The sequence below is a fragment of the Streptomyces sp. NPDC020875 genome, assembly GCF_040641415.1.
Taxonomy (GTDB): Bacteria; Actinomycetota; Actinomycetes; order Streptomycetales; family Streptomycetaceae; genus Streptomyces.
In genome coordinates this window covers 1-25039 of sequence record NZ_JBFADP010000007.1, presented here as the reverse complement: position 1 = coordinate 25039, position 25039 = coordinate 1, and the positions used below count along the sequence as shown (strand labels likewise).

The window sequence follows — 25039 nt, the reverse complement described above, 5'->3', positions numbered from 1 at the left end:
CTTCGGGTTCTGACGACGAGCGACGGCGGCGGACGGCTCGCACGACGACCGCCCGGAGCACCTGCCCTGCCGGACGCGCCACCACCCGCCGCGTCGCAGGCTACCCAGCCCGCCGGGGTCCCGTCCCCGAACGGCCGGGGGTGTCGCCCGCGCGCCGGAGGACGGCTTCACCGGTACCCGCTGGGGCACGAGCCGGCCGGTGCCGAGGTCCCGGCGCACTCCCTCTTCCGGTGCCCCGCCGAACGACCACGGTCGCCAGCCGCGCGGTCGCGACGCCCTCACACCCCGCGAAGCGCCCCGAGGCTCTTGACCAGGAACACGCACGGGTCCTCCTGGTGGTGTTCCGTACCGTCGTGGTCGGTGTAGGACCAGCGGTCCAGGTAGGGGACCGTGGGGCGGTAGCCGAGCCGGGTGTAGAGGCGGGCCGCGCCGGGGTTGCCGTCGGGGTCCACGCCCAGGCCGATCCGGCGGAACGAACGCTGTGACGCGAGGTGTTCCGCGTGGTGGATCAGGGTCGTGCCGATGCCCGTGCCGCGCAGGGGTTCGGCGACGAGGAGGGCGTTGATCTCGGGGCATGCCAGGACGGCGGCGCGGACTTCTTCGGCCGCGCAGCCGGTCCAGCGGAGTTCGGTGTGGCCGATCGGGCGGTGGGTGTCCGACCAGGCGACGAGATAGGTGCTGGTGCCCGCCGTCTGGCGGGCGAAGCGCCGGGCGTGGAACGAGGTCGCCTCGCCTGAGGGCAGGCACTGGTCGAGCAGGGGGATGTCTTCGGCGCGGCACTCGGTGATGTGCATACGGTTCACGATGCCGCGCGGCCGTCCGCCCGGACCAGCGGTTTTCGGCTACGGTCCGTCGACGGCCGCCAGCAGCGCGTCGAGGGAGTCCGTGGTCGACCCGTCGGGCAGCCGCCCGAACGCGGCCACCAGGACGGCGGGCAGGTCCGCCGCCGGGACCTCCGCGCGGATCTCCGCCAAGACCCCGGGGAACTCGTCGTCGCCGACGGCACCCATATGTTCCTGTCGCAGCCGGTGGACGATCGCGACCAGTTCGGGGCGGAGCCGCGTCCAGGCCCGCGCGTACCGGATCTCCCGCTCGACCTCCGCCATGAACCACCGCATGACCTGGTACGGGATGTCGTGGTGCGGTCCCGGTGAGTCGAAGCAGACCGTCGGCTCCCGCGCGGGGTCCTCGTCGGGCACGATCGCCGTCACCAGGGTGCGTCGTTCCGCGACGAGGTCCAGTTCCAGGTACCAGGCGTCGGCGCCCGCGTAGACGGCGGTGATCGCGTATGCCCCGTCGGGGTGGTTCAGCGGTGGCACGGGCCCATGTTGTCACGCCCGTCACCTCAGGTCGTTGCGGATGTAGACGCCGATCCGGAGGTCGTCCACCACCCGTTCCTCCAGCAGTGTGAAGGACTCCGTCAGCACTTCCCGTTTCACCCGCTCCTCCGGGAACGGGTCGACCGGCTTCCCGCGCGGGTCCTGGACGGCGACGATCCGGTCCGTGTGGAGCATGGCCGCCCGGATCTCCGCCGGGGGGAGTTCCGTACCGAAGAGGGTGTTCGAGGGGCGGGGGCGGGCGGCGAGGGAGACGTCCTTCAGGGTGTGCAGCTCCGAGGGGTGGACCAGGGTGTAGACCCGGCGGCGGTTGGGGGTGAAGAGCAGGCCGTCGCCGGGTTCCGCGACCGCCGAGATGGCCGCCGCGACCGCCCGGATATCGGATTTGCGGCTCTCCGGGGTGCGTAGCGGCGGGCCGTTGACCGCCAGGGTCAGCAGGGTCGCCGCCGCCACCCCGGCGGCCAGCGCCCGGGTCCAGTGGCGGTCGAGCGCGGCGCCCAGGAGCAGGGCGGCGCCGATGGCGTAGGTGAGGACGTAGCGGTCCACGAACAGCGGGTCGAAGACGGAGACGGCCGCGAGGACGGCCGTCGGCAGCGCCATGATCGGTACGGCGAGTTCCCGTACGTCGGCGAGGGCCGGGTCCCTGGGTGCCAGCCACGCCAGGACGCCGATCATGGCGACCATGAGGAGCGCCGGGGTGCTGGGGAAGCCGATCCAGTCGACCTGCTGGGACTGGGTGACGCTGAGGGCCGCCAGCGGCGTCAGGCCCGCCGCGACGGCGCAGGCCGCGATCCGCCAGCCGGACGGCAGTGCCCGGACCACGGCCAGCAGCCGCTCGCCGGGGCCGTCCCGGAGCGCCTTCGTACGGCGGGTCCGCCACAGGGTGACCCCGTGCGCCGCGACCACCAGGATCGCGAACTCGTGCAGCAGGCAGGCGATCAGCATCACGATCGCGTACGCCGTCCACCGGCGCCGCAGCAGCAGCCAGGTCCCCCAGGTCGCGAAGGCCGTCACCAGCGCGTACGACCTGCCCTCCTGGGCGTACCGCTGCACGATCGGCAGCATCGGCAGCAGCAGACCGGCGAGCAGTCCGGCGCGCGGGCCCGCGAGGCGGCGGCCGATGACCGCGACCCCGGCGGCCGTCGCGGTCATCGCCAGGACGGACGGCAGCCGCAGCGGGACGACGCCGGGTTCCCAGATCTCGAACACCGCGTGGATCAGGAGGTAGTAGAGGCCGTGGACGGCGTCGACCGTGCCGAGGGTGCGCCAGATCTCCGGGACCGTACGCGTCGCCATGTCGTAGCTGACGGCCTCGTCGTGCCAGAGCGCGCCGTCGCGTTCCAGGCCCCACAGCCCGAGGGCGAGCATCAGCACGGCGGGCGGCAGGGCGACCCACCACGCGCCGGAGCCACGGGCGGGAGCGGGGGCGGGGGCCGGGGCGGGGGCCTGCCTGTCAACGGTGGTGGAAGGAGCGTGATGGCGTACCGGAGTGTCGAGCATGTGCCGAGTCCAACCGGCACCCCTGTTGATAGGCAGGCCCCCGCCCCGGGCCCATCAATTGGCTAATCTCGCCATGCGGTGCGGGGGCACCGGGGACGGGGGGCTGTGCCATGGGACGCCGGGAGAAACCGCTGGACCCGGACGCCGGTCCGGTTCAGCGGTTCGCGTCCGGGCTGCGGGAGTTCCGGCGGCTCGCGGGCGGGCCCACGTATCGCGCGATGGCCCGCGCCTCCGGGTACTCCGCGCCCACCCTCTCCGCCGCCGCCTCCGGCGAACGGCTGCCGTCGCTCGCCGTCGCCCTCGCGTACATAGCCGCCTGCGGTGGCGACGACGAGGCCGCCGCCGACTGGGAGAAGCGGTGGCGGTCCGTCGCGGAGGACGGCGGGCCCGGGGCGCCGGACGACGGCCCGGGGCCGTATCCGGGGCTGGCCCGCTACGGCCCCGACGACAGCGACCGCTTCTTCGGCCGGGACGCCCTGGTCGCCGAACTCCTCGATCTCACACGGCGGCGGCCGTTCGCCGCGCTCGTCGGCGCTTCGGGGAGCGGGAAGTCGTCGCTGTTACGGGCGGGTCTGGTGCCCGCCGTACGGGGCGGGGCCGCTACGGGACCGGGAGCGGACGCGCCGACGCCGTCCGTGACGCCCCCGCCGCCCCCGTCGCCGTCCGTGGTCCGGATCCTGACCCCCGGCGCCACCCCGGCGCGCGCCCACAAAAACCTCTTCACCGAGGGCGCGCTCGTCGTCGTCGACCAGTTCGAGGAGGTCTTCACCCTCTGCGACGACCCCGCCGAACGCGCCGCCTTCACCGAACTCCTGCTGACCGGCGGCGCCCGGGTCGTGATCGCCGTACGCGCCGACTTCTACGGCCGCTGCGCCGAACTCCCCGCCCTGGCGGCCGCCCTCAAGGACTCCGTCCTGCTGGTCGGGCCGATGGGTCCTGAACAGATTCGGGAGGCCGTCGTCGGGCCCGCGACCGCCGCCCGGCTGGTCGTGGAACGGGCCCTCACCGCCCGGATCACGGCCGATGTCGCCGACGAACCGGGCGGGCTGCCGCTGATGGCGCACGCCCTGCGCGAGGTGTGGCGCCGCCGCCGGGGCCGTACCCTCACCCTCGCCGCGTACGAGGCCGTCGGCGGGGTCCAGGGCGCCATCGCGCATACCGCCGAAGGCGTGCTCGGCGGCTTCACGGCCGCCGAGGCGGAGGCCGCGCGGGCGCTGCTGCTGCGGCTGGTCTCCCCCGGCGAGGGCACCGAGGACACCCGGCGCCCGGCCGACCGGGCCGAGTTGGCGTCGTTCGGCTACGAATCCGTACTGGAGCGGCTGGTACGGGCCCGGCTCCTCACCGTCGACGGGACCACCGTCGATCTCGCGCACGAGGCGCTGCTGACCGCATGGCCCCGGCTGCGGGCGTGGATCGACACCGACCGGGAGCTGCTGCGGCTGCGCCGCCGGCTCGCGGAGGGCGCGCGGGTCTGGACCGAGCTGGGCCGCGACCCGGGCGCGCTGCTGCGGGGCAGCCAGCTGGAGGCGGCGCGGGAGGCGTTCGGCGACCTCTCCGGGAGTGCGGGCGATGGTCCTTCGGTGTTACGGCTCCGGGGCAGGCGGTCTCGCCGTACGGGCGCGGGCGCGGCTTCGGCTTCGGCATCGGCACGCGGGGCGGTCCCGGGCGCGTCCGGACCCGCGTCCGGACCCGCGTCCGGGCTCACGTACAAGCTTGCGTACGGCACCCAGCCCCGGCCCACCCCGCTCGGGACCACCCCCGGCCGACCGGCCGACCGCCTCCCGCTCACCCGCGTCCCGCTCACCCCCGCCGAACGGAGCTTTCTCGACGCGTCCCTCGGCGCCCGGGACCGGGAGGCGCGGGCCGCCGTACGGGCCGCGCGGCGACTGCGCGGACTGATCGCCGCGCTCTCCGTACTCCTCTGTCTCGCGGCCGTCGCCGGGGTCGTGGCCTGGCAGCAGAGCCGGGTCAGCGAGCGGCGCGCCGACGAGTCGGCGGCCCGTTTGCTGGCGGCCGTCGCCGACGCCCGCCGGACGACCGACCCGAGGTCCGCGATGCGGCTCAGTGTCGCGGCGTGGCGGCTCGCGGAGACGCCGGAGACCCGGGACGCCCTGTTCGCGGCGGCGGCCCAGCCGTTCACCGATGTCTTCACCGCGCCGATCCCCGATGTCCCCAACGAGGTCAACAATGTGTGGACCCGGCTCAGTGACGACGGGCGGACCATGACGTCCATCAGCCCGGACGTGACGGAACGCTGGGACATTCCGGGCCGGTTCGAGCTGCCCGCCCTGCCCGGGATGGGGCGGTACGCCGATCACATCCTCTCCATCTCCCCGGACACGACGAAGGTCGCGTACTACGCCGACGACGGCATCCGGATCTGGGATCTGCTCGCCGGCCGCCCCACGGACAGGGTCTACGGGCCGTCCCGCCCCCGACTCGAACCGATCGGCGACGAAGCCTGGTTCGGGCCCGGAGGCCGGACCCTCGTCACGCACCGGGACGGCGAACCGGCCCGGCTGTACGACACCGCCACCGGGCGCCTGCGGCTGACCACCGGGCCCGAGCGGCACGATCTGCGCCGGGTCAGGGTCTCGCCGGACGCCCGGCTGCTCACGTTCTGCCCGAAGGACGAAGGGCCGCTCCAGGTGTGGGACACCGCCACCGGCCGCCGTGCGCCCGGCGACGCGTGGGCGGCACGGGCCGGGATCTGTGCCGGGGAGGAGCACGACTTCCTTCCGGACGGGCGGACGATCGCGGTCCCCACGGACGACGCGATCCGGCTGTGGGACGTCCGGACGGGCCGCGAACGGCGCCCGATCCCGACCGACGGCCGGGCGTACGCGGCGTACGACGGTGAAGGCGACGATCAGTACGCCGTCACGAGCACCTCCGACGAGATCGCCCTGTGGCGGCTGCCGGCGGGGGCCGAGCCCGTCAGAGTGCTGCGGGTCGCCACCCGGATCCCCATGGTCTCGGAGGGCGCGCTCGATCTGGCGGAGGGCACGATCCGGTTCCGGGACGCCCGGCTGCCCGGCGCGTCCGTCTGGACTCTCTCGTTCCGGCCGCCGGTCTCCGGGGCCGGGCCGTCGGCGGCGCCCGCCGTCGCGGCCGAGTACGCGCCGGACGGCCGGACCCTCGCCGTCGAGTACGACGGCGTCCGGCGGCTCTACGGCCTCGCGGCGGACTCCCCGGACGCCCGGACCGTCACCGAACTCCCCGCGCCCCGGCGGGCCGAGCCGTGCCGGGGCGCCTGCCGGGACACGGCGTACAGCCCGGACGGCGGGCACTTCGCCTACCCGGACGCCCCGGGCTCGGTGGCGGTCCGCGCCCTCGGCTCCGGGGCCACCGTCTCCGTACCCCTGTCGCCGGATGTCCTCCCCGGCCTGAGCCTGTCGTCCGGCGGCAGAACCGTCCTGGTCTTCCGCTCCACCCGCGACCACAAGTCGCTGGACGTCCTCGACGTGGCGGCCCGCCGGTGGTCGACCCTGCGGAAGGAGCACTACGGGATACCGCTGGCGACCGCGCCGAACGGCCGGGTCCTGACCGAGAACCGGAAACTGGTCGACACCGGGACCGGCCGGACCGAGACCGTCACCCCGGGTGAGGACCACTTCGACGCGGCGGCGTTCAGCCCGGACGGCCGGTTCCTCGCGGTCACCGACGACCTGGGCCGGACGACCCTCTGGGACGGTACGGGCCGGGAACGCGTCGCGGTCCTCCAGGACTCCGAACTCGGCCTCCCGACCCGCACGGCCCCCCGGCTGGCGTTCTCGGCGGACAGCCGCTGGCTGGCACATGGGGACCGGGACGGCGCGCTGCGGATCTGGGACACCGCAGCGCCCGACACGGCCGGGTCGCCGCTGCCCCCGGCCGACGGGCATGTGCTGGCGCTGGCGTTCGCGCCGGGCGGGCGGGAGCTGCGGGTGACGACCCCGGACACCCCGTTCCGCGTCTACTCCCTCTCCACCGAGGACGCGGCACGGGCGGTCTGCGCCCGGGCGGGCGGCGGCCCGGAGCCCGGGGAGTGGGCGGCCCGGCTGCCCGGGGTGCCGTACCGCGACGTCTGTTGAACCCGGTGCGCGGATGATGCCGGTGGCCGGTGATCGGGACGAAGGGCGTCGACGGGGCGGTGTCCCCGATGTCAGCATGTGCCGTATGACGTACATCCCCCGAGGCGGCGACGTTCCCGTACCCGCCGTGCCGATGCGGGTCCTGGTGGGGCACGCGCACTCCCCGGCCGTACCGGGCGTCGAGGCGGCGGCGCTGCTGCTGGACGCCGGGGGCCGGACCAGGCCCGGACACCAGGACATGGTCTGCCACGGGTCGACCCCGCACCCGTCGGGCACGGTCGGGTACGCGGGCCGGACGGACGGGCACGGCCAGGCGGCGGTCTGGCTGGACGTGAATCTGCCCGCCGTCGAGCCGGAGATCCAGCGGGTGGTGTTCCTCGCGTCCGTGGACGGGGTCGACGGGCTCTTCTTCGGCATGGTCCCGGGGCTCTACATCCAGGCGCAGGGGTACGACGAGGTACTCGCCGCCCGGTACGAGGTCCAGGGCGCGTCGAACGAGCGCGTCTTCCTGCTGGCCGAGTTCTACCGGGGGCCCGGGGGGTGGCGGTTCCACGCGATGGGGCGGGGGTACGTCCACGGACTCGCGGGCGTCCTCGCGGAGCTCCAGGGCGGGCCGGGGTTCCAGGCGCCGGGGTTCCAGGCGCCCGACCCGTACGCGCCGGGCGCCGACATACCGCCGTTCGTCCCGGAGCAGCCGAACGGGACAACGGGCACGATGCGGGCGCCGGTGGCCGGGCATTCGTACGCGCCGGGCCACCGGATCGTGGACCCGCAGCCGCAGCCGGACCCCTTGGACCCGCTGACCCCCTTGAATCAGGTGCATCCGGTGCATCCGGTGAATCCGGTGCCGTTCCAGCCCCCGGCGCCGCAGTACGGGGCCCCGGCGGCGGACCCGATCCCGCAGTTCGGCATCCCGGCACCGGCACCGGCACCGACACAGCAGACCCAGCAGCCCCACCCGTACGCCTCCCCGACCCCCGCGGCACCCGTACCCCCCGCGGCCCCGGCCGTGGACCCGTTCTCCGAGTTCCCCGAGTTCACCCCCCAGCTCATCCGGGGCAAGGGCAGCGGGGTGCCGTCCTTCCACCAGCCGCTGCCCCCCGGGCCCGTACTGCTGGAGATGGTCTTCCGGGACCAGGACACCGACTGGCCGGTGGTCTACCAGCTCAACCGCCGCCGGGAGACCGGCAATCTGCTGCTCTCCGGCGAAGGCGACGACTTCGTGGCCCGGACGCCCGCCGTCGTGCCCGACAGCTACCCGCTGAGCCTGGAGATCATCACCAGCGCCGAGTGGACGATCACCGCACTCCCCCTGTCATCGGCCCGCCGCCTGCTGCCGTCGGTCCCACTCAACGGCCACACCCACGACGTCCTCGCCTACCACGGCCCCGACGCGGAACTGGAGGTCGAATACCGGGGAGACCCGGACCGGGGCGACGCCTCGATGAGCCTTACGGTGCTGGGCCCCGGCGACCTCGACATGGACGACGCGGACTTCGTCCAGACGGACTGCCTGCTGGTCTCGGCGGTCGGCCCGTTCCGGCAGCGGGTCCTGCTGTCGGGTGGCACGCGGCTGGTCCACGTCGACGCGAAGGGCTCCTGGACGCTGACGGCGCATCCCCTCTAGTACCGTCCGCCTCCTCCTCCCGGGCCGTGCCACCCGCGACGCGTGCCCCATGCGGGCTCTCGGAGCCGGGCTTGGCCACATGGCGCGTGTGGCACCAGCGCAGAGCGAGCAGCGCGCTGTCATCGAGGATTACGTCAACTTAGAAGCCCTCCTGATCACCGTCCTTGAGAGGCCGTACGGGCAGCTCGGCCCAGACGGTCTTGCCGATGGCGCGCGGGGCGACGCCCCAGGCCGAGGAGAAGAACTCCACGACGACGAGCCCCCGGCCGGACTCGGCGTCCGGATCGGGGAGGCGAAGGCGGGGGTGCCGGACGGAGCGGGGGTCGCTGAGCTCGATCCGCAGGATCGCGCCGGAGAAGATCAGGCGGAGTTCGAAGTCACAGCCCGGGATCCGGGCGTGCTGGACCGCGTTGGCCGCGAGTTCGCCGACGATCTGGGCGGCCTGCCAGGCGGCACGGGAACCCTGGCGGACGCCCCAACTGCCGAGGACGCCCAAGGCGAGAAGCCGGGCCGGTCGTACGGACTGGCGGTCGGCCGGAAAACGGTGGACGAATTCGACCGTGGGGGCGGAGGTCTCGGCTTCCATGCATAGAGCGTGACAGCCCGTGCGCGTCCCCGCACAGCATGTGGACAACGATGGCTGGTGACGTACGGATTCGCACATTTTCCGTACGGGTCCCGGACGCGTCCCGGCCGACCCGTCCCGCCACGCGAGCGGCCCGGACAGCACCGCCCCGGGCACTCCGCCCTACCGAGGAACCGGGACGACGGCCGGGGTCGACATGCCGTTCTCGTCCAGCGCGATCGCGTTCAACTCGACGCTGCTGACCAGGACTCCGGGAAGGTCCTCGAACCGTTCCAGCGCGTCGGCGATGGCATCGGTCAGAGTCGCGGCCCGGACGACGCAGACGAACCGGCTGTACCCGGGGCGTTCGGCCAGCCCCATCCCGCCCTCGTGGAAGCGGTCGAGCCCGTCCAAGAGGTCCGACTGCTCGGGTGTGAGCGGAGCGGCGAGGACCAAGTTGAAGTGCCACGGACGACCGGTCACCGTTCCGGTGCTCCCCGATGAAGCCGTCGTCTTGAGCAACGCCGCCTCCACGTCCTTCTTCTGATGCCTGTCTCCCAGTCCCATGCCCGATACGACTACTCCGGGTCCAAAGGACGAGAAGCCGTGCGGTCGCGGATTCACCCGTACGTGTCGACAGTGGTCCCGCCTTCATCCGGCCCGGTCGCCCCGTGGGCCGCCGACTCACCGACCACCCCTGTCACGTCCTCGGAGAAAGACGCCTGCCGTCGACAGTCGAGTACCTACGCTGCTTCCTATGACGATCGCTCCGGAGGCGCCCGCCCCGTTACGGTTCCTGTCGTTGGAGATCACCGGCAGATGTCAGTTCACCTGCCCGTCGCACTGCTACGCCCAGGCCGGTCCGGGGCGAACACACGGGTCCATGAACAAGGCCGACTGGTGTCGCGTTCTGGAAGAGGCCGTTCTTCTCGGCGCCAGGACGGTCCAGCTCATCGGTGGCGAGCCCACGTTGCACCCCGATTTCGGGGATCTGGTCGCGCACGCCCTCGGGCTCGGTTTGAACATCCGGGTCTACTCGAACTCGTACCGCGTCCGCGAGCGTCACTGGGCCGTCCTGGCTCGCCCCCGGGTCAGTCTCGCCACCACCGTGTACAGCGATGACCCGACCGAGCACGACGCGATCACCGGCCGTCCGGGGTCCCACGCGGCGACCGTCGGGAATGTCGCCGAGGCACTGCGCCGTGGCGTGGACGTATCGGTCACCGTCGTGGACCTCGGCGGCGGGCAACGCGCCGAGCAGGCCCGTACGGCGATGCTGGCTCTCGGTGTCGGCGGCGTTCACCTCGACCGGGTTCGGGCCGTCGGCAACGCCGCGCGCGGCAACGTAACACCGTTCTCCGCGTTGTGCGGGCGATGCGGCATCGGAAAGGCCGCGATCCTGCCGGACGGGTCGGTCGCGGTGTGCGAGATCGGGAGATCCCTCACCGGGGGTAGCGTCGCGGCGGGCGCGAGCCTCGCGGACGTTCTCGCGAGCGCCCGGTGGGCCGAGGTGACAGCTCGTATCCCCCGTCGGCCCGGCGCGGATCCCTGCGCCCCGGATTGCGCGCCCACCAACGACACCTGCGGCCCCGCGAAGGGAGACACCTGCGGCCCCGCGGAGGACGAGTGACGACCCCGATCCATACGACGGCGACAGAAGTGAGGGCACGGACCGTGGACTGGGAGCATCACGCGAGTCGTCTGGCCGACTCCTTCCTACGGGCGGATTCGCGTTGGTGGTACCCGGTGGCCACCACACCACGGCATCACTTCGTGCCCCGCTGGTTCGAGCGGGCGGACGGTGGCCGGGTCGTACGCGACGGCGCCGGGGACCCTGGGGCGTGGCTCGGCACCGCCTACTCCGACACCACATTGGTGACCCGGATCGGGACCGTCCACGCCGACCTCGCCGAACCCGGAACCGTCGTCCCCTACGGGCGGTGGGCGACATCGTCATCGACCCTGCCCAACCTGGTCGTCACGATGTACCGGCACGCCGCGCTCACCCCCACCTCCAGCGCGCTGGTCACCACCGGCACCGGATACGGCACCGCCCTCGCCTGCCGCGTCCTCGGCGATGACCGGGTGACCAGCATCGACATCGACCCGTATCTCGTGGAAGCCGCCACCGGCCGACTGAACGACCTCGGGCTCCGGCCGCGCACAGCGGTCCGCGACATCACCGGCGAGCTGCCGGGCGAGTTCGACCGCATCGTGTCCACCGTGGCCGTACGCCCCGTCCCCGTCTCCTGGCTCACGGCACTGCGCCCCGGCGGGCGCCTGGTCACGACCATCACCAACACCGGCCTGGTCGTCGTCGCCGACAAGACGCCCGACGGCGGCGCGAGCGGTTTCGTCGCCCAGGATCCGGCGTCGTTCATGGCCACCCGCCACGGCGCCGACTACGAACCCGTCCTGCCCTCGGCGGAGGTGTGGGAGAGGGCGGACGGCGACGGCGAGACGGTGACCAGCAGCCGCTATCCCCTGCTGTACGTTCCCGACTCCTGGGACGTCCGGAGCATGCTGGAACTCAAGGTCCCCGGCATCGACTACCGGATCTACCGGGCCGACGACGGCACGATCACCCTGCGGATGGCCCACCCCGACGGCTCCTGGGCCCGCGCCACCGCCCCCGACCGCCGCGCCTCGCCGACCGTTCACCAGGGCGGGCCGCGCCGACTGTGGGACGCGCTGGAGGGAATTCGCGACCGCCTCAACATGTGGGGCGAACTACCCGTCCACGGCGCCCGGGTGACGATCACCCCGGACGGCGTGACGACCCTCAGCAGGGGAAAGTGGTCCGCCACGCTCTGACCCGGTGGGCTGGCTCAGGCGCTTGCGCCCGGGGCGGACTTGGCGAGGGCGACCAGTCCGGCGAAGGCGTCGATGGAGACCATCAGCACGGGGCCGGTGGGGTTCTTGCTGTCCCGGACGGGGACGGTGCCGGTGGTGGATGCCTGAGCGGGGGCCCACTCGACACACTCGCCACCATTGCCTTGGCTGTAACTGGACTTGACCCACTGGAGCGGGGGACGGTTGGTCTCGGCCATCACGGACCTGCCCTTCGGTACGCGCTCGATCGCGGCGACGAACTCCGCCCAAGAAGGTGCCCGGATCCGGCTGGCGGCAGACCTCCACCGGCGGCCTGTGGCCGGAAACGGCCAAGCCCCACCGACCCGGAGAATGGGAGTCGGCAGGGCTCGGGAAGGTCGCGCGGGTCCTACAGTTCGGCGGACTTGGCGAGGGTCACCAGCCCGGCGAACGCGTGAGTGGAGACCATCAAAGTCGGACCGGTGGGGTTCTTGCTGTCCCGGACCGGGACGATGCCGATGGCAGACGCGTGAGCGGGGGCCCACTCGACGCAGGCCCCACCGTTATCGGTGCTGTACGAGGACTTGACCCACTGCAGGGACGGGGGCGAGTTGGTCGTATTCATCACAGGATGCCCTTTCTCAACTGTTGGATCACGGCTACAGATTCCGCCTGTGAGGCAGCCCCGATCTGAAGCTGATGGTAGGCCCTCACCAGGGGCAGCACGGAATTCAGTTCACGGTCCAACTGCCCATGGGTCTGCGACTCGACATAGGACATGACAGAGCGATCAGGCATGGTCAGGAGGTAGACCAATCGCCTGAACGGCTTCCGTTCCGCCATGGAGTACGGAGCGATCTGGAGTGAGGTGCTGGCCTGCTCGGCGAACTCCAAGAGTCGGCGGAATTGCTGCTCCATGACGACAGGCCCCCCGATGGGGTTGCGGATACAGCTCTCGTCCAGGACTGCGAAGACAAGGGGCGGAAGCAGCCGTACGAGCACGGCTTGCTGCTGCATCTGCACTTCGACTCGTTCCGCCGCCTGCTCCGGCGTGATCTCGCCCCGCTGAACTGCCGCGTCGGCCAGTACGGATGCGTACTCCCGCGTCTGAAGCAAGCCGGGTATCACCCCCGTCTCAAACAGACGGATCTCCGCCGCACGGCTCTGGTAACCGACGTACTCCGGATACCCCTCCAGCAAACTGCCGTTGTGCATCTCGTTCCACCGGCGCTCGAACGTGTCTCCTGCGCCCAGGAGACCAAAGGCGCGATCTGCAGCTTTCGCGAACAGCAAAGAAGGTGCTTTGCGAGTAGTTTCAACACCCGAAATATGCCCGCTGGAAATGCCCATACGCTCGGACAGATCCTCTTGCGTCCAACCCCGTGACTCGCGTGAGCTGCGCAGACGCGCACCGAACGCCGCTTGCGGCGACGAATCCGGGTTCAGCTCCTTGCGATTCACCATCCTGCCCCCAACTTATCTGTCGGCACAGCCACGTTGATTGGGTTCAGACTCTAGGTCACGCTGACAGCCCTTGGTAGCCGTTTCGCTACAGAGAGGAGCTGCCATGACTGACCCAGACGGCAGCCTCGCGGTCGGAACCCTCGCCTACGACACCGGCAGGCAGCGCGTCGGCGTCGTCATGGAGGTGTACGGGTCGCGCTACATCCTGCGGCCGGTGCAGGGCGGGTGCGAGTGGGACGCCGTACGGGACACGTGCCGGGCCGCGACCGTCGCCGATCAGATCGCGCCCGGGCTCGCGGAGCGCAACCTCCGCAGCAGCCGGGGCGGGCTGTGATGCGGCGCGTCCGTACGCCTCTGGCCCGGCCGCCGGCCTCGTTCGCGGATGTGTCCGAGGTCAAGGTGGGCACCGTGGTGTTCGACCGGGACTCGGACCGGCCCGCGATGGTGCACCGAATACAGGGACACACCGTCACCGTGATCCGGCCCGCCGGGAACACCTGGACGCGCCCGTACCGGCGGCTGCGTCCCGCGACCCCGGCCGAGCAGGACCAGCTCGACGCCCTCGCCCGGTTCCAACGGGTCCGGTGCAAAGGGCTGGCGCACATCTCCTAGACCCCGCTCCCGCGCGGCGGCACCGGCTCCCGGTGCGGCGGAGAATCGCGCGGAGCGGCAGTCGGGGGGCGGTGCCCCCAACACCGCCCCCCTTCCTGGCCGTACAGAAAGCCTGGTGGCGAACCATGGAAGACGATCTCACCTGGCCGCGTGGCTTCCCGCCCGATCCGGAGCGTTGCGAGGTGTGCCGGAACCTTCGGGCGCGGATGCATCACATGGCGTCGGCGGGGCTGGCCGAGCCGTTTCTACGGGTCCGTGATCTGCGGGCCATGCACGAGAGCAGCGCCCACACCGACGGCCGCGACCCCGCCCGGGCCCGGGTCGGACGGGAGGCGGATCCGATGAGTGCCGCGCAGGAGCGGGCCGTCATCGACCGGGAGCGGGTGGTCGACCGGTATCTGATGGGCGCGTCGGTCACCCGGCTCGCCCATGAGTACCGGGTGAGCCAGGGGTGGCTTGCCGCGTTCCTCGACGATCTGGGCATCGCCCGCCGGGGGCCCGTCGAGGCCACGGCGATCCGGACCCGTCGTCCGCCGGGCGAACGAAGCCCCTGAACTCACCTACGCAAACGCCCCGGCGGTCCGCTTGGACCCGGTCCGCCGGGGCTCCGCCGATCAGCTTTCAGAGGAGCTGAACCGACATGCGCGACCTTATCCCCCACGCGTTCACCTGGGCTCTGCACCGGTTACTTCCGGCCCGGGGACGGCACCGCGTCCAGGGGTCGGCCCGGGGGCGGCACCGGGCCGTCCGAACGTCCGCGATCCCCGGACACCGGCCCGTCCCCGGGGCGACCCGGTGACCCGCGAGGCGCTTCTCCGTGACGCCCCGGACCCTTTCACCCCGCCGTGCGCCTACTGCGGACGGCCCACCGGCGCCCCGGTCATCGTCGGGGTGACGGAGCGCGCGAGCGGACCGCCGATGGTCCAGTACGCGTGCCCCTGCTGCGCCGCCGAGCACGGCGCCGGGCCCTCGCCCGACGATGTGATCGACCGGCCTCCGGGGGTCAGGCCGTGAACCCGTCCGCCACCGAGAGTGCCGCGTCCAGGATCTCCAGGCCCTCCTTCGCCTCCGCCTCCGTGATCGTGCACGGCGGGACGATATGGGTGCGGTTCATATTGACGAACGGCCAGAGCCCGCCCGACTTGCAGGCCGCCGCGAAGGCGCCCATCGGCGCGTTGTCCGCCGGGGACGGGTTGTACGGCACCAGGGGCTCGCGGGTCTCGCGGTTCTTCACCAGGTCGAGCGCCCAGAAGACGCCCATGCCCCGGACCTCGCCCACGCTCGGGTGGCGTTCGGCGAGTTCGCGCAGGCCGGGGCCGATGATCCGGTCGCCGGTCGCGGCGGCCCGGTTCACCACGTCCTCCTCCGCCATCACCTTGATCGTGGCGACGGCGGCGGCGCAGGCCAGTGGGTGGCCGGAGTAGGTGAGTCCGCCGGGGTAGGGCCGCTGGTCGAAGGTGGCGGCGATCTCGGGGGAGATCGCCACGCCGCCCAGTGGTACGTAGCCGGAGTTGACGCCCTTGGCGAAGGTGAGCAGGTCGGGGACGACGTCGAAGTGTTCGGCGGCGAACCATGTGCCGGTCCGGCCGAAGCCGGTCATGACCTCGTCGAGGACGAAGACGATGCCGTACCGGTCGCAGATCTCCCGGACGCCCGTGAGATAGCCGGGCGGCGGGACCATGATTCCGGCGGTGCCGGGGATGGTCTCCAGGACGATCGCGGCGACCGTGGACGGCCCCTCGAAGCGGATGGTCTCCTCCAGGTGCCGCAGGGCCCGCGCGCACTCCTCCGTCTCGTCGGTGGCGTGGAACTGCGTGCGGTAGAGGTAGGGCGCCCAGAAGCGGACGACTCCGGCGGTGCCGGTGTCGGAGGGCCAGCGACGCGGGTCGCCGGTGATGTTGATCGCGGTCTGGGTGCCGCCGTGGTACGAGCGGTAGGCGGCGAGGATCTTGGGGCGGCCGGTGTGCAGCCGGGCCATCCGGACGGCGTTCTCGACGGCCTCGGCGCCGCCGTTGGTGAAGAAGATCTTGTTCAGTTCGCCGGGGGTGCGTTCGGCGATCAGCCGGGCCGCCTCGGACCTCGGCTCGACGGCGAAGGCGGGGGCGAAGGTGCAGAGCTTCGCGGCCTGCTCCTGGATCGCGGCGACGACTTTGGGATGCCCGTAGCCGATGTTGGTGAAGACGAGGCCGCTGGTGAAGTCGAGATAGCGGCGGCCGTCGTAGTCCCAGAAGTACGAGCCCTCGGCCCCGGCGACGGCGAGGGGGTCGATCAGCCCCTGGGCGGACCAGGAGTGGAAGACGTGGTCCCGGTCGGCCGCCTTCACGGCGGCACCGGCGGCGGCGTCGGGCGCGGGCGCGGACCCGGAGGCGGGGGCGGAAGCGGTGGCGGTGGCGGCGGGGTCGCCGGGGTTCGGAGGAGGCGTCATACGCGTCAGGGTAGGCAGCCCGCGCCCGGCCCGGCAGCGGCACGTTGTCTGTAATGCGCCGGTGAGCTGCGGCGTTCTGTCGGCCCCGGTGGCACGCCGGGACCGAAAGACATTGACAGCATGCTGTCATGATGACAGTCTTCTGTCATGACGACAGCGACCCCGCGCGGAACCCGCCCCGGCACCGTTCATCTGGCCGTGTACGACACCTGGGCCGACTGGGAGACGGGCCACACCACCGCCCATCTCACCCAGCACGGCTGGACGGTACGGACGGTCGGTCTCACCACCGACCCCGTCACCACCATGGGCGGGCTCCGGATCCAGCCCGATCTGGCGCTGGCCGAACTCGACCCCGCCGGGAGCGATCTGCTGATCCTCACCGGGGCGAGCGCCTGGGACAGCGGCGACGAGCTGGCCCCGTTCGCGGCCAAGGCCCGGACCTTCCTCGACGCGGGCGTCCCGGTCGCCGCGATCTGCGGCGCCACGGCCGGACTCGCCCGGGAGGGGCTGCTGGACGACCGGGACCACACCGGCGCCGTCTCCTTCTATCTGGCGGCCACCGGCTACGCAGGGGGCGACCGCTACCGGGAGGCCGACGCCGTCACCGACCGGGATCTGATCACCGCCGGGCCGACCGAGCCCGTCGCCTTCGCCCGTGAGGTCTTCGCCCGGCTCGGGGTCTACGAGGGCGAACGGCTCGACGCCTGGTACCGCCTCTTCCACGACTCCGACGCCTCGGCCTTCGCGGTCCTCGCGGGCGAGGGCGGCGAAGGCGGTACGGAGTGAGCCCGGCCGCTCGCGGGGAGTCCGGCCCCCCGCCGGACGCCCGGGAGTTGCTGACCCGGACCGCCCTCGGCGTCTTCCGGCTCAACGGCCACTTCATCACGGCCTCCGAGCGGATCGCCGCCGACGGCGGGCTGACCGCCGCCTCCTGGCAGGTCCTCGGCGCCGTCGCCCGTGAGGCGCGGACCGTCTCCGACCTGGCCCGGTCGATGGGCCTGGCCAGGCAGAGCGTGCAGCGGACCGCGGATCTGCTGGTGGAGCGGGGATTCGCGGCGTACGAACCCAATCCGGCGCACCGCCGGGCCAAACTCCTCGTGGCCGCCGACGGCGGCCGGGCGGCGCTGCGGCTGCTCGACCCGGGTCACGCGGCCCTCGCCGCCCGGCTGGCCGACGCCCTCGGCCCGGCGGAGTTCGCGGAGACCGCCCGGGTGCTGGAGCGGCTGGGCGCGGTGATGACGGAACTGACGGATCTGACGGAGGCGGAGCAGGGGTAGCCCGCGATACGGAGACGGCGGTACGGGTACGGAGGCGGGTGCCTCCGGAACCGTACCGCCGCTTCCGTACCGTCCGTACCGTCCGTCCGCTACGGCTGGATCGCCTCGATCGCGAACTGCTGGCTCTCCTTCGCGAGGGTGCACTCCGACTGGACGATCGGCGCGCCCGCCGCCTCGCTGCCGCCCTTCACATCGAGGCACTGGCCCGCGACGGTGTGGATCACATAGCCCTCGGCATCGGCGACCGGCTGGAACCGCTGGTGCGGCAGCCCGCCGCAGAGCGCGCCGACAAGGCCCGCGTCCACCGCCGTACTGGCGTCCTTCACCTCAAGGCAGCGGCCGGTGCCCAGATCGCGGATCTCGTACGCGCCGCCGCCCGCCGAGATGAACTCGAACTGCTGGTCCGCCGTGCCCAGACAGTCCTGCTGGACCAGCACCTGGTCGGCCGGGCGCAGTTGGAGACAGAGACCCGCGAACGACTCGGCCGAGTAGAGCGTCGCCGTCGCGGCCTGCGCGCCGGGACCGGTGAACAGGCCGAACGCCGCGGCGCCCAGGACCGCCAGGGTGGCCAGGGACTTCTTCCCCGTACGCATGGGAACACCTTTCGCAGGTCCGGGCGCCGCCCGGGAGGCAGGGCGGAGCCCGGAGGAAACAGGACCGGAAAAAGAAACAGGAACAAGAGGGATGAGCAGGGGGGCGGGACGGGCCGCGACGGGGGGTTGGGCTCGTCCCGCCGGGCCAGTGTTGGGCCCGGCGCGACCGGTGGAAAAGGGCCGCCGGGGATCTTCCCGCCATCGGGTGAACGGCGTCGCGGCCCGGTGACGCCGGTCGGCTCAACGCCGGTCCCCGGGACGGCGACCAGCAGGTCGCCGGGGCGGCGACCGGGGCGGACTCCGGGCCCGTGCGACGGACCGTCCGGCCGCCGCCTATCCTCAAAGCGTCCAGCGACGGGGATGCGGGTCCGGGGGGAAGCGATGGAACAGCTGGCGCCTGGGGATCCGCGACGCATAGGCGCGTACCGGCTGATCGCCCGGCTCGGCGCGGGCGGCATGGGCCAGGTCTATCTGGCCCGCAGCGACCGGGGCCGTACGGTCGCCGTCAAACTCGTCCGGCCCGAACTCGCCGCGCAGGAATCCTTCCGGACCAGGTTCCGGCACGAGGTGAACGCCGCCCGCCGGGTCGGCGGCGAATGGACCGCGCCCGTCCTGGACGCCGACACGGAAGCGGCCGTGCCGTGGGTCGCCACCGGCTATGTCGCGGGGCCGGCGCTCAGCGATGTGGTCAACCGGGTCCACGGGCCGCTGCCGGAACGTTCCGTACGGATCCTCGGCCGGGGCCTCGCCCACGCCCTGCACTCCGTCCACGGCGCCGGTCTCGTCCACCGCGATCTGAAGCCCTCCAACATCCTGATCACCATCGACGGCCCCCGGGTCATCGACTTCGGGATCGCCCGCGCCCTGGAGGCGTCGGCGGACGCCGGGATCACCCGGACCGGGGCGGTCGTCGGCTCACCCGGCTACATGGCGCCGGAACAGGTCAGGGGGCTGCGGCTGACGCCCGCCGCCGATGTGTTCTGCCTCGGCACGATCCTGATGTTCGCGGCCACCGGACGACTGCCGTTCGGCCCCGCCGACAGCGCCGGTCACGCGGTGATGTTCCGGATCGCCGAGGAGGAACCGGATCTGGCCGGTCTGCCGGACGGACTGCTGGAGCTGGTACGGGACTGTCTGCGCAAGGACCCGGAGGGGCGTCCGGTCCCGGCGGAGATCGTCGCCCGTACGACGGCGATCGGGGCCGACCACGAACCGTGGCTCCCGGGCGCGCTCGTCGCCGAACTGGGGCGGCACGCGGTACGTCTGCTGGAGTTCGAGCACAACACGGGCGCGCACCGCCGGGCCGACCTGCCCGAGACCCCGCCGCCGGGCGGGGCGCCGGAGGAACCGTCGTACGGCTACGGGTACGCGTACGGGGCCGGACCCGGGCCCGGGACGGCGGCAACGGGCGGGGCACCCGGCGGACTCGGCGGTTCCGGCGGTTCCGGCGGTTCCGGCGGGCTCGGCGAGCTCGGCGGGCCGGGTGCGATCGGTCCCGGTCCCGGGGGGCTGGGGAATCCGGGGAGCCCGGGGGCCGTTCCCGCGCCGCCGCCACGACTCCACGCGGGCGGGGGGATGTCCGGGACGGTCGCCGGGACACCCGGGCCGCCCCCTTCGTCCGGTCCCGGTGTGATGAGCCCGCCGGGCCGGGTGCTCCGCGCGGGCGACCGGCGCCGGAGAAGGGCCCGGCTCGTTCTGGGCGCGGCGCTCGGTATCGCCGCGCTCGTCGTCGCCGGGGTCGTTTACGCGGTCAAATCGACCGGAGACGGTACCGATTCCGCCAGAAAGCCCGCCGGGAAGACGACCGAAAAACCAGATCCCGGTAATAGTGGGACCAGTGATACGGTTCGCGACAGCGGGGGCGACATACCGGGGGCCTATCTGGGCACCTGGCGTGCGACTTTCGCGTCCTCCAAGGGCGAGAACATCCGAACGATGACGATCGGGAACGGCACCACCGGCGAGAAGGTCATGAGGCTCACCGGCACTGGCCCCGGATATTCCTGCACCTGGTCGGCGACGCTGAAGTCCGCCGGTACACCGCTCGAACTCGGTCCCACCGAGGTCGAGACGGGGGACCGTGCGTCCTGCTCACCCGGGCAGTGGAGCACCCTCACCATGCCGGACGGCTCGACGATCGTTCGTGAGCTGATCGGTTCGGGAGGAGAACCGCTCCGCTACATCAAGCAGTAGGAACTCCCCCTTTGGTTTCCGCTGCCCTCCCCTCCGGGTTTCCGCGTGCAATCACCGTTCACCAATCTCGACTCCCCGTTGCAAGGAATCCCTTCATGCAGAACACCGCTTTCCGCCGTGGTGCCGTGGCCGCGTCCGCCGTCTCCCTCGCCCTGCTGCTCTCCGCCTGCGGCGGCGACAAGAAGGACGACTCGAAGAGCTCGAACGGCGCCAAGGACGACACCAAGAAGTCGGCCCCGGCGAAGACGCAGGCCGAGCTGGACAAGCTCGCCATCGCCACCGCCGATCTCAAGGACCCCAAGATCAAGCACGAGGTGAAGCCCGCCCTCGCCTCCGAGATCAAGGACGCGGCGTCCGCGAAGAGCGACAAGACCGAATGCGCCACCGTGACCAAGGTCATGGCCGGCGGCGCCCCGGGCGAGCCCGCCGCCTCCGTGTCGCGCAAGATCGCCTCGGGCCAGGAGCCCAAGAAGAGCGACAAGCCCGAGGAGCAGGCCCTCGAATCCCTGGAAGCCCTCAAGGACATGTCGGTGTCCATGCTGACCCTGGCCAGCTACGAGGGCGACGGCGCGACGAAGGCGATGGCCGACCTCAAGAAGTCCGGCGAGGCATGCGGCGCGGGCTTCACCAGCACCATCAAGTCCGACAAGACCAAGGTCACCAAGCTCGCCCCGGCCACCTACGCCGGTGGCGACGAGGCCCTCGCCTACACCGTGTCGGTGGACGCCGAGGGCACGGCGGTTCAGGCGCCGGTCGTCGTGATCCGCAAGGGCAACGAGGTCTTCTCCGTCTTCAGCTTCAACCTCTCCGGCAAGTCGGAGCAGCCGAAGGCCGTCATCGACGCCCAGCTGAAGAAGCTCGGCTGAGCCCGACTCCCCTCGTCACAAGGAATCCGCTGATGCAGAGCACCGCTTTACGCCGTGGCGCCGTCGCGGCGTCCGCCGTCTCCCTCGCCCTGCTGCTCTCCGCCTGCGGCGGCGACAAGAAGGACGACTCGAAGAGCTCGAACGGCGCCAAGGACGACACCAAGAAGTCGGCCCCGGCGAAGACGCAGGCCGAGCTGGACAAGCTCGCCATCGTCTCGGCCGACCTCAAGGCGACCAAGGTGACCACCCCGCCCGCGGCCGACCTCAAGGGAGCGGAGAGCGCCACCGCCGACAAGGCGGAGTGCACGCCGCTGACCAGGACCGTGGCGGGCCTCACTCCCGGCGATCCGGCGGCCCGTATCTCGCGCGGCATCAGCCAGGGCCTTGAGCCCCCGAAGACCGGCACGCCCGAGGAGCAGGCCCAGGCCGCGATAGACGCCCTCAAGGACGTGTCCCTGTCGCAGCTCGCCCTGGCCAGTTACGAGGGCGACGGCGCCACCAAGGCCATGGCCGAACTCAAGAAGTCCGCCGAGGCGTGTACCGCCGGCTTCGGTGTGACGATCAACTCGGACAGCAACAAGGTCACCAAGGTCGCCCCGGCCACCTTCACCGGAGGTGACGAGGCCCTGGCCTACATCCTGACGATGGGTACCGGCGACGAAGCCATGCGGATGCCGCTCGTGGTCGTCCGCAAGGGCAATGAGATCGTCAGCGTCGTGGACCTCAACGTCGACGGCGAACCCGATCTGCCGAAGACGACCATCGACGCCCAGCTGAAGAAGCTCGGCTGACCGCACCGAACCGGGTAGGACCCGACCAGGGCCCCGCCCCGTAGCATCCGGGCGCGGCCCGGCGCACTCCCTGCGCGGGCCCGCGCCCTTCCCCCTTCTCACCGGCGGCCGTCAGCCACTCCGGCCGCCGGGAGACGTACTAGCAGGCCCGCCAGGAGCTGATCCGGTCATTGGCGGTGGGGCCGACGTTGCCGCGCCAGTCGCCCGGGTTGACGATCGCCAGGATGGAGCCCTGGTAGTCGGCGTGGTCGTAGAAGCAGACCCGGGAGCCGGTGCGGTTCCACAGGGACGTGGTCAGATCGTTCATGTGGTTGCCGACGTTGGAGCGGCTGGTCCCCGGGACGAACAGGAAACGTCCCTCGTAGTTGCTGTCGCCCCAGACACAGACATAGCCGTTGGGGCAGTCGTTGGGGTTCGCGACCGCCTGGGTGCCTCCCGTCACGACCGAGGCCGCCGTCATGAGCGCTCCGGCGACGGCGCCGGCCAGGAAGGTCTTCTTCCTCTTCATATGGTTCACCTTTCTCTCGCACGGTGGGGTACGGCCTGCGGAGGCCTCCGCGGGCCGGTGGTGCGGCAGGTGGTCAGAGGTGGCGGGGGTCCGGGGGAAGCGGGGGTCCCGCGGCAGGGCCGGGGTCCGGGGGAAGCGGGGTGGCGGCGAAGACCCCCGCCGGGTCGAACTGCCGCTTCACCGCCAGCAGACGGTCCCGGTTGGGGCCGTACGCGTGGGCGATCTGGTCCGTCTCGTCCGGGGCCAGCAGATTGACGTAGCCGCCCGGCAGCGCCTCGCCGGACAGGGCGTCCGAGAGGTCGCGGGCCCAGTCGCGGTGCTCCGCCGCGCGGTGGTCGGACGGCTCCCAGAGGGCGATGTTCTCCGCCATCAGATGGGGGACGCGGATTCCGAAGGCCGTGTCCTCGACGGGGACCCGAGCCGCCGCGCCGTGCAGGGCATGCAGGGAGACCGCCGACAGCGCCGAGGTCATCGACTCGCCTCCGGCGACGAGCGCGTCGACCGCCCGGGGCGTCAGGCCGGGCAGGTTCCTCGGGCGGACCTCGGCATGCCGCCCGTCGGGGAAGGTGTCGCCGTTCCGCCGGAGGAGTTCGGTGAGGGTCATGGGGGCGATCCGGTGGACGAGGGGGTCCCCGAGCCGGGTCAGCGCCGCCAGGACCCGTTCGCCCCGGGCCGGTTCGCCGCACCAGGTGGGGGCCGCGAAGACCACGGTCTCACCGGTGGGGCCGGTCACGATGCCGCTCTGGACGGTCAGTTCGTCCGGTCCGGTCAGGGCCGTCTCCGCCAGGGCCGCCAGTACGGGCCCGGCCTGCGCCCACGGGTAGAGGATCACTCCGCCGAGGACGGCGGGCACGGTGTGCAGGGCGACCCGGACGGAGGTCACCACACCCAAGTTGCCCCCGCCGCCGCGCAGCGCCCAGAAGAGGTCCGGCTCGTGGTCGGCGTCCGCCGTGATCTCCGTACCGTCGGCGAGTACGACATCGACGGCGAGCACATTGTCGACCGCGAGACCGAACCGGCCGGTCAGCGGGCCGTATCCACCGCCGAGGCTGAGCCCGGCCACCCCCACCGCGCCGACGGTCCCGGTCACCGCGACCAGGCCGCGGGGCTCGGCGGCGGCCAGCAGATCCCCCGCGGTGGCGCCGCCCCCGACGTCGGCCGTCTTCGCTCCGGCGTCGACCGTCACCCGGCGCAGTCCGCCGATGTCGATGGTCAGTCCGTCGTCGGCGACGGCGGAACCGGTCCAGCCGTGGCCGCCCGCCCGGACGGACAACGGGACCCCGGTCTCCCCGGCGATCCGTACGCCCGCCCGGACATCGGCCGGGTCCCCGCAGCGCAGTACGACGGCCGGGCGGCGGTCGACCGCCCCGTTCCAGAGCGTGCGGCCGGTGTCGTAGCCGGGTCCGGAGGTCGTCACCCGCTCCGGCGGGACCACTCGGCGTAAGCGGCTGACCAGCTCCGAACGCCCGGCCGCTCCCCCTGGATACGTCACCGCCGTGCCCCTCCCTACGCTCGCCGTTACGGCCCGTCGGGCCGTCACCGCACTCGTCGGCCGGATCGATCCGAATCAACCGGATCGACCGGATCGATCAAAGAAGCAATCCGCTCATCGGAGTCTAACTCCGATTAACGTAGCCGGGCAACGGAGTCCGGAGAACGGCAAGGAACGATCATGTCCACACCGCACAGAAGCCGGCGGAGCGATTACGCGGAGGCCACCCGGCTGGCCATCGTCGACGCCGCCCGGCTGCTCTACTCGCGCAAGGGCTACTTCACGACCACGGTCGAGGAGATCGCCGCCGAGGCCAGGGTCGCGCCGACGACCGTCTACGCCGTCGGCGGCGGCAAACAGGGGCTGCTGCACACCCTGGTGGACATCTGGAGTCAGGCCCCCATCGTCGCCGAGAAGATGGGCGAACTGGATTCGCTCACCGACCCGGAGGGGTTGCTACGGCAACTCTCCGCCGTGACCCGGTCCATGCGGGAGAGCTTCGGCGACATCATGCGCATCCTGATCGCGACGGCGCCCCACAACGAGGCCGCGGCCGAGGGGCTGGCGACCGGGACCGGGCGCTACCGGGAGGCGCTCGCCATCGTCGCCGCGCATCTGCACCGAATCGGCGGTACGCACCCGGAGATGACGGCCGATCAGGCGGCCGACATCCTGTGGTTCTACTTCGGCTACAGCGGCTACTTCACCCTGGTCGACGACAACGGATGGTCCTACGAGCGGGCCGAGCCCTGGCTCGCCCGGCAGGCGCTCGCGGCGCTGGGCGACGCCCCGCCCGCCGGGTGACCGGCCGCCGGGGGATCCGTACCCGGGCCGCCGCCCGCCGGTCAGGGGCGCCGGGGTCCTCATCGCCGAAGACACAGGGGGCGGAACCGCGCGCTCGG

At 72.3% G+C, this 25039-nt stretch carries 25 protein-coding genes; 13 read left to right on the top strand and 12 right to left on the bottom strand.

Annotated elements, in window-relative coordinates; genetic code table 11:
• Positions 1-278: 278 nt before the first annotated feature.
• Genes AB0G74_RS05815 through AB0G74_RS05805 form a run of 3 tightly spaced genes read right to left on the bottom strand, consistent with a single transcriptional unit; the run spans position 279 to position 2837 of the window.
• Entirely contained in the window at positions 279-794 is a 516-nt protein-coding gene (locus tag AB0G74_RS05815) for a GNAT family N-acetyltransferase (protein ID WP_361141138.1), read from the bottom strand.
• Between the two features lie 48 nt (positions 795-842).
• On the bottom strand, positions 843-1319 hold the full coding sequence (locus AB0G74_RS05810; RefSeq protein ID WP_361141136.1) for a hypothetical protein: 477 nt from the start codon (positions 1317-1319) through the stop codon (positions 843-845).
• Between the two features lie 21 nt (positions 1320-1340).
• Entirely contained in the window at positions 1341-2837 is a 1497-nt protein-coding gene (locus AB0G74_RS05805) for a glycosyltransferase family 39 protein (protein WP_361141134.1), read from the bottom strand.
• Between the two features lie 110 nt (positions 2838-2947).
• On the opposite strand from AB0G74_RS05805, the gene AB0G74_RS05800 reads away from it, so the two are divergent.
• Both AB0G74_RS05800 and AB0G74_RS05795 read left to right on the top strand, forming a co-directional pair.
• Entirely contained in the window at positions 2948-6910 is a 3963-nt protein-coding gene (locus AB0G74_RS05800) for a hypothetical protein (RefSeq protein ID WP_361141133.1), read from the top strand.
• A gap of 85 nt (positions 6911-6995) precedes the next feature.
• Positions 6996-8537, top strand: coding sequence for a TerD family protein (locus AB0G74_RS05795; RefSeq protein WP_361141131.1), 1542 nt, complete (start codon positions 6996-6998; stop codon positions 8535-8537).
• A 139-nt stretch (positions 8538-8676) separates the two neighbouring features.
• Here the strand turns inward: AB0G74_RS05795 and AB0G74_RS05790 are convergent, their stop codons facing one another.
• Complete coding sequence (locus AB0G74_RS05790; RefSeq protein ID WP_361141129.1) at positions 8677-9123, bottom strand: ATP-binding protein; 447 nt, start codon at positions 9121-9123, stop codon at positions 8677-8679.
• A 162-nt stretch (positions 9124-9285) separates the two neighbouring features.
• Positions 9286-9585, bottom strand: a complete 300-nt coding sequence (locus AB0G74_RS05785) for a hypothetical protein (RefSeq protein ID WP_361141345.1) — start codon at positions 9583-9585, stop codon at positions 9286-9288.
• 274 nt (positions 9586-9859) lie between these two features.
• Between AB0G74_RS05785 and AB0G74_RS05780 the strand changes: the two genes are divergently transcribed.
• Positions 9860-10732 carry a radical SAM protein gene (locus AB0G74_RS05780; RefSeq protein ID WP_361141127.1) on the top strand — a complete coding sequence of 291 codons (873 nt, stop codon included), beginning with the start codon at positions 9860-9862 and terminating at the stop codon, positions 10730-10732.
• Between the two features lie 44 nt (positions 10733-10776).
• On the top strand, positions 10777-11916 hold the full coding sequence (locus tag AB0G74_RS05775) for a protein-L-isoaspartate(D-aspartate) O-methyltransferase (protein WP_361141343.1): 1140 nt from the start codon (positions 10777-10779) through the stop codon (positions 11914-11916).
• A 14-nt stretch (positions 11917-11930) separates the two neighbouring features.
• On the opposite strand, the gene AB0G74_RS05770 is transcribed toward AB0G74_RS05775, so the two are convergent.
• The 3 genes from AB0G74_RS05770 to AB0G74_RS05760 form a co-directional block, all read right to left on the bottom strand.
• Complete coding sequence (locus AB0G74_RS05770; protein ID WP_361141125.1) at positions 11931-12152, bottom strand: DUF397 domain-containing protein; 222 nt, start codon at positions 12150-12152, stop codon at positions 11931-11933.
• A 170-nt stretch (positions 12153-12322) separates the two neighbouring features.
• On the bottom strand, positions 12323-12538 hold the full coding sequence (locus tag AB0G74_RS05765) for a DUF397 domain-containing protein (RefSeq protein ID WP_361141123.1): 216 nt from the start codon (positions 12536-12538) through the stop codon (positions 12323-12325).
• Positions 12538-13377 carry a helix-turn-helix transcriptional regulator gene (locus tag AB0G74_RS05760; protein ID WP_361141121.1) on the bottom strand — a complete coding sequence of 280 codons (840 nt, stop codon included), beginning with the start codon at positions 13375-13377 and terminating at the stop codon, positions 12538-12540. The genes AB0G74_RS05765 and AB0G74_RS05760 overlap by 1 nt, the downstream gene beginning before the upstream one ends.
• A 103-nt stretch (positions 13378-13480) precedes the next feature.
• Between AB0G74_RS05760 and AB0G74_RS05755 the strand changes: the two genes are divergently transcribed.
• From AB0G74_RS05755 to AB0G74_RS05745, 3 genes are all read left to right on the top strand, one after another.
• A complete protein-coding gene (locus AB0G74_RS05755; protein ID WP_361141119.1) occupies positions 13481-13711 on the top strand; it encodes a hypothetical protein in 231 nt (76 codons plus the stop codon).
• A 50-nt stretch (positions 13712-13761) separates the two neighbouring features.
• Positions 13762-13989, top strand: coding sequence for a hypothetical protein (locus tag AB0G74_RS05750; RefSeq protein WP_361141117.1), 228 nt, complete (start codon positions 13762-13764; stop codon positions 13987-13989).
• A gap of 125 nt (positions 13990-14114) precedes the next feature.
• Positions 14115-14543, top strand: coding sequence for a hypothetical protein (locus AB0G74_RS05745; protein ID WP_361141115.1), 429 nt, complete (start codon positions 14115-14117; stop codon positions 14541-14543).
• A gap of 449 nt (positions 14544-14992) precedes the next feature.
• On the opposite strand, the gene AB0G74_RS05740 is transcribed toward AB0G74_RS05745, so the two are convergent.
• Complete coding sequence (locus AB0G74_RS05740) at positions 14993-16414, bottom strand: aspartate aminotransferase family protein (RefSeq protein WP_361141113.1); 1422 nt, start codon at positions 16412-16414, stop codon at positions 14993-14995.
• A 147-nt stretch (positions 16415-16561) separates the two neighbouring features.
• On the opposite strand from AB0G74_RS05740, the gene AB0G74_RS05735 reads away from it, so the two are divergent.
• Both AB0G74_RS05735 and AB0G74_RS05730 read left to right on the top strand, forming a co-directional pair.
• On the top strand, positions 16562-17203 hold the full coding sequence (locus AB0G74_RS05735; RefSeq protein ID WP_361141111.1) for a DJ-1/PfpI family protein: 642 nt from the start codon (positions 16562-16564) through the stop codon (positions 17201-17203).
• Positions 17200-17694: a helix-turn-helix domain-containing protein gene (locus tag AB0G74_RS05730; RefSeq protein WP_361141109.1), complete on the top strand. Its 495-nt coding sequence runs from the start codon at positions 17200-17202 to the stop codon at positions 17692-17694. The genes AB0G74_RS05735 and AB0G74_RS05730 overlap by 4 nt, the downstream gene beginning before the upstream one ends.
• A gap of 89 nt (positions 17695-17783) precedes the next feature.
• On the opposite strand, the gene AB0G74_RS05725 is transcribed toward AB0G74_RS05730, so the two are convergent.
• On the bottom strand, positions 17784-18287 hold the full coding sequence (locus AB0G74_RS05725; RefSeq protein ID WP_361141107.1) for an RICIN domain-containing protein: 504 nt from the start codon (positions 18285-18287) through the stop codon (positions 17784-17786).
• 381 nt (positions 18288-18668) lie between these two features.
• On the opposite strand from AB0G74_RS05725, the gene AB0G74_RS05720 reads away from it, so the two are divergent.
• The 3 genes from AB0G74_RS05720 to AB0G74_RS05710 all read left to right on the top strand — a co-directional run bounded on the left by AB0G74_RS05720 (position 18669) and on the right by AB0G74_RS05710 (position 22137).
• Positions 18669-20480, top strand: a complete 1812-nt coding sequence (locus AB0G74_RS05720; RefSeq protein ID WP_361141106.1) for a serine/threonine-protein kinase — start codon at positions 18669-18671, stop codon at positions 20478-20480.
• A gap of 95 nt (positions 20481-20575) precedes the next feature.
• The gene (locus tag AB0G74_RS05715; RefSeq protein WP_361141104.1) at positions 20576-21346 is read left to right on the top strand and encodes a hypothetical protein; all 771 of its coding nucleotides are present in this window, start codon (positions 20576-20578) and stop codon (positions 21344-21346) included.
• Positions 21347-21378: 32 nt separating this feature from the next.
• Entirely contained in the window at positions 21379-22137 is a 759-nt protein-coding gene (locus tag AB0G74_RS05710) for a hypothetical protein (RefSeq protein WP_361141102.1), read from the top strand.
• A 139-nt stretch (positions 22138-22276) separates the two neighbouring features.
• On the opposite strand, the gene AB0G74_RS05705 is transcribed toward AB0G74_RS05710, so the two are convergent.
• Positions 22277-22645, bottom strand: coding sequence for a peptidase inhibitor family I36 protein (locus tag AB0G74_RS05705; protein WP_361141100.1), 369 nt, complete (start codon positions 22643-22645; stop codon positions 22277-22279).
• 73 nt (positions 22646-22718) lie between these two features.
• Complete coding sequence (locus tag AB0G74_RS05700; RefSeq protein ID WP_361141098.1) at positions 22719-24137, bottom strand: FAD-binding oxidoreductase; 1419 nt, start codon at positions 24135-24137, stop codon at positions 22719-22721.
• Between the two features lie 180 nt (positions 24138-24317).
• Here AB0G74_RS05700 and AB0G74_RS05695 point away from each other — a divergent pair, with 180 nt between their 5' ends.
• On the top strand, positions 24318-24941 hold the full coding sequence (locus AB0G74_RS05695) for a TetR/AcrR family transcriptional regulator (protein WP_361141096.1): 624 nt from the start codon (positions 24318-24320) through the stop codon (positions 24939-24941).
• The last annotated feature ends 98 nt before the right edge of the window (positions 24942-25039 follow it).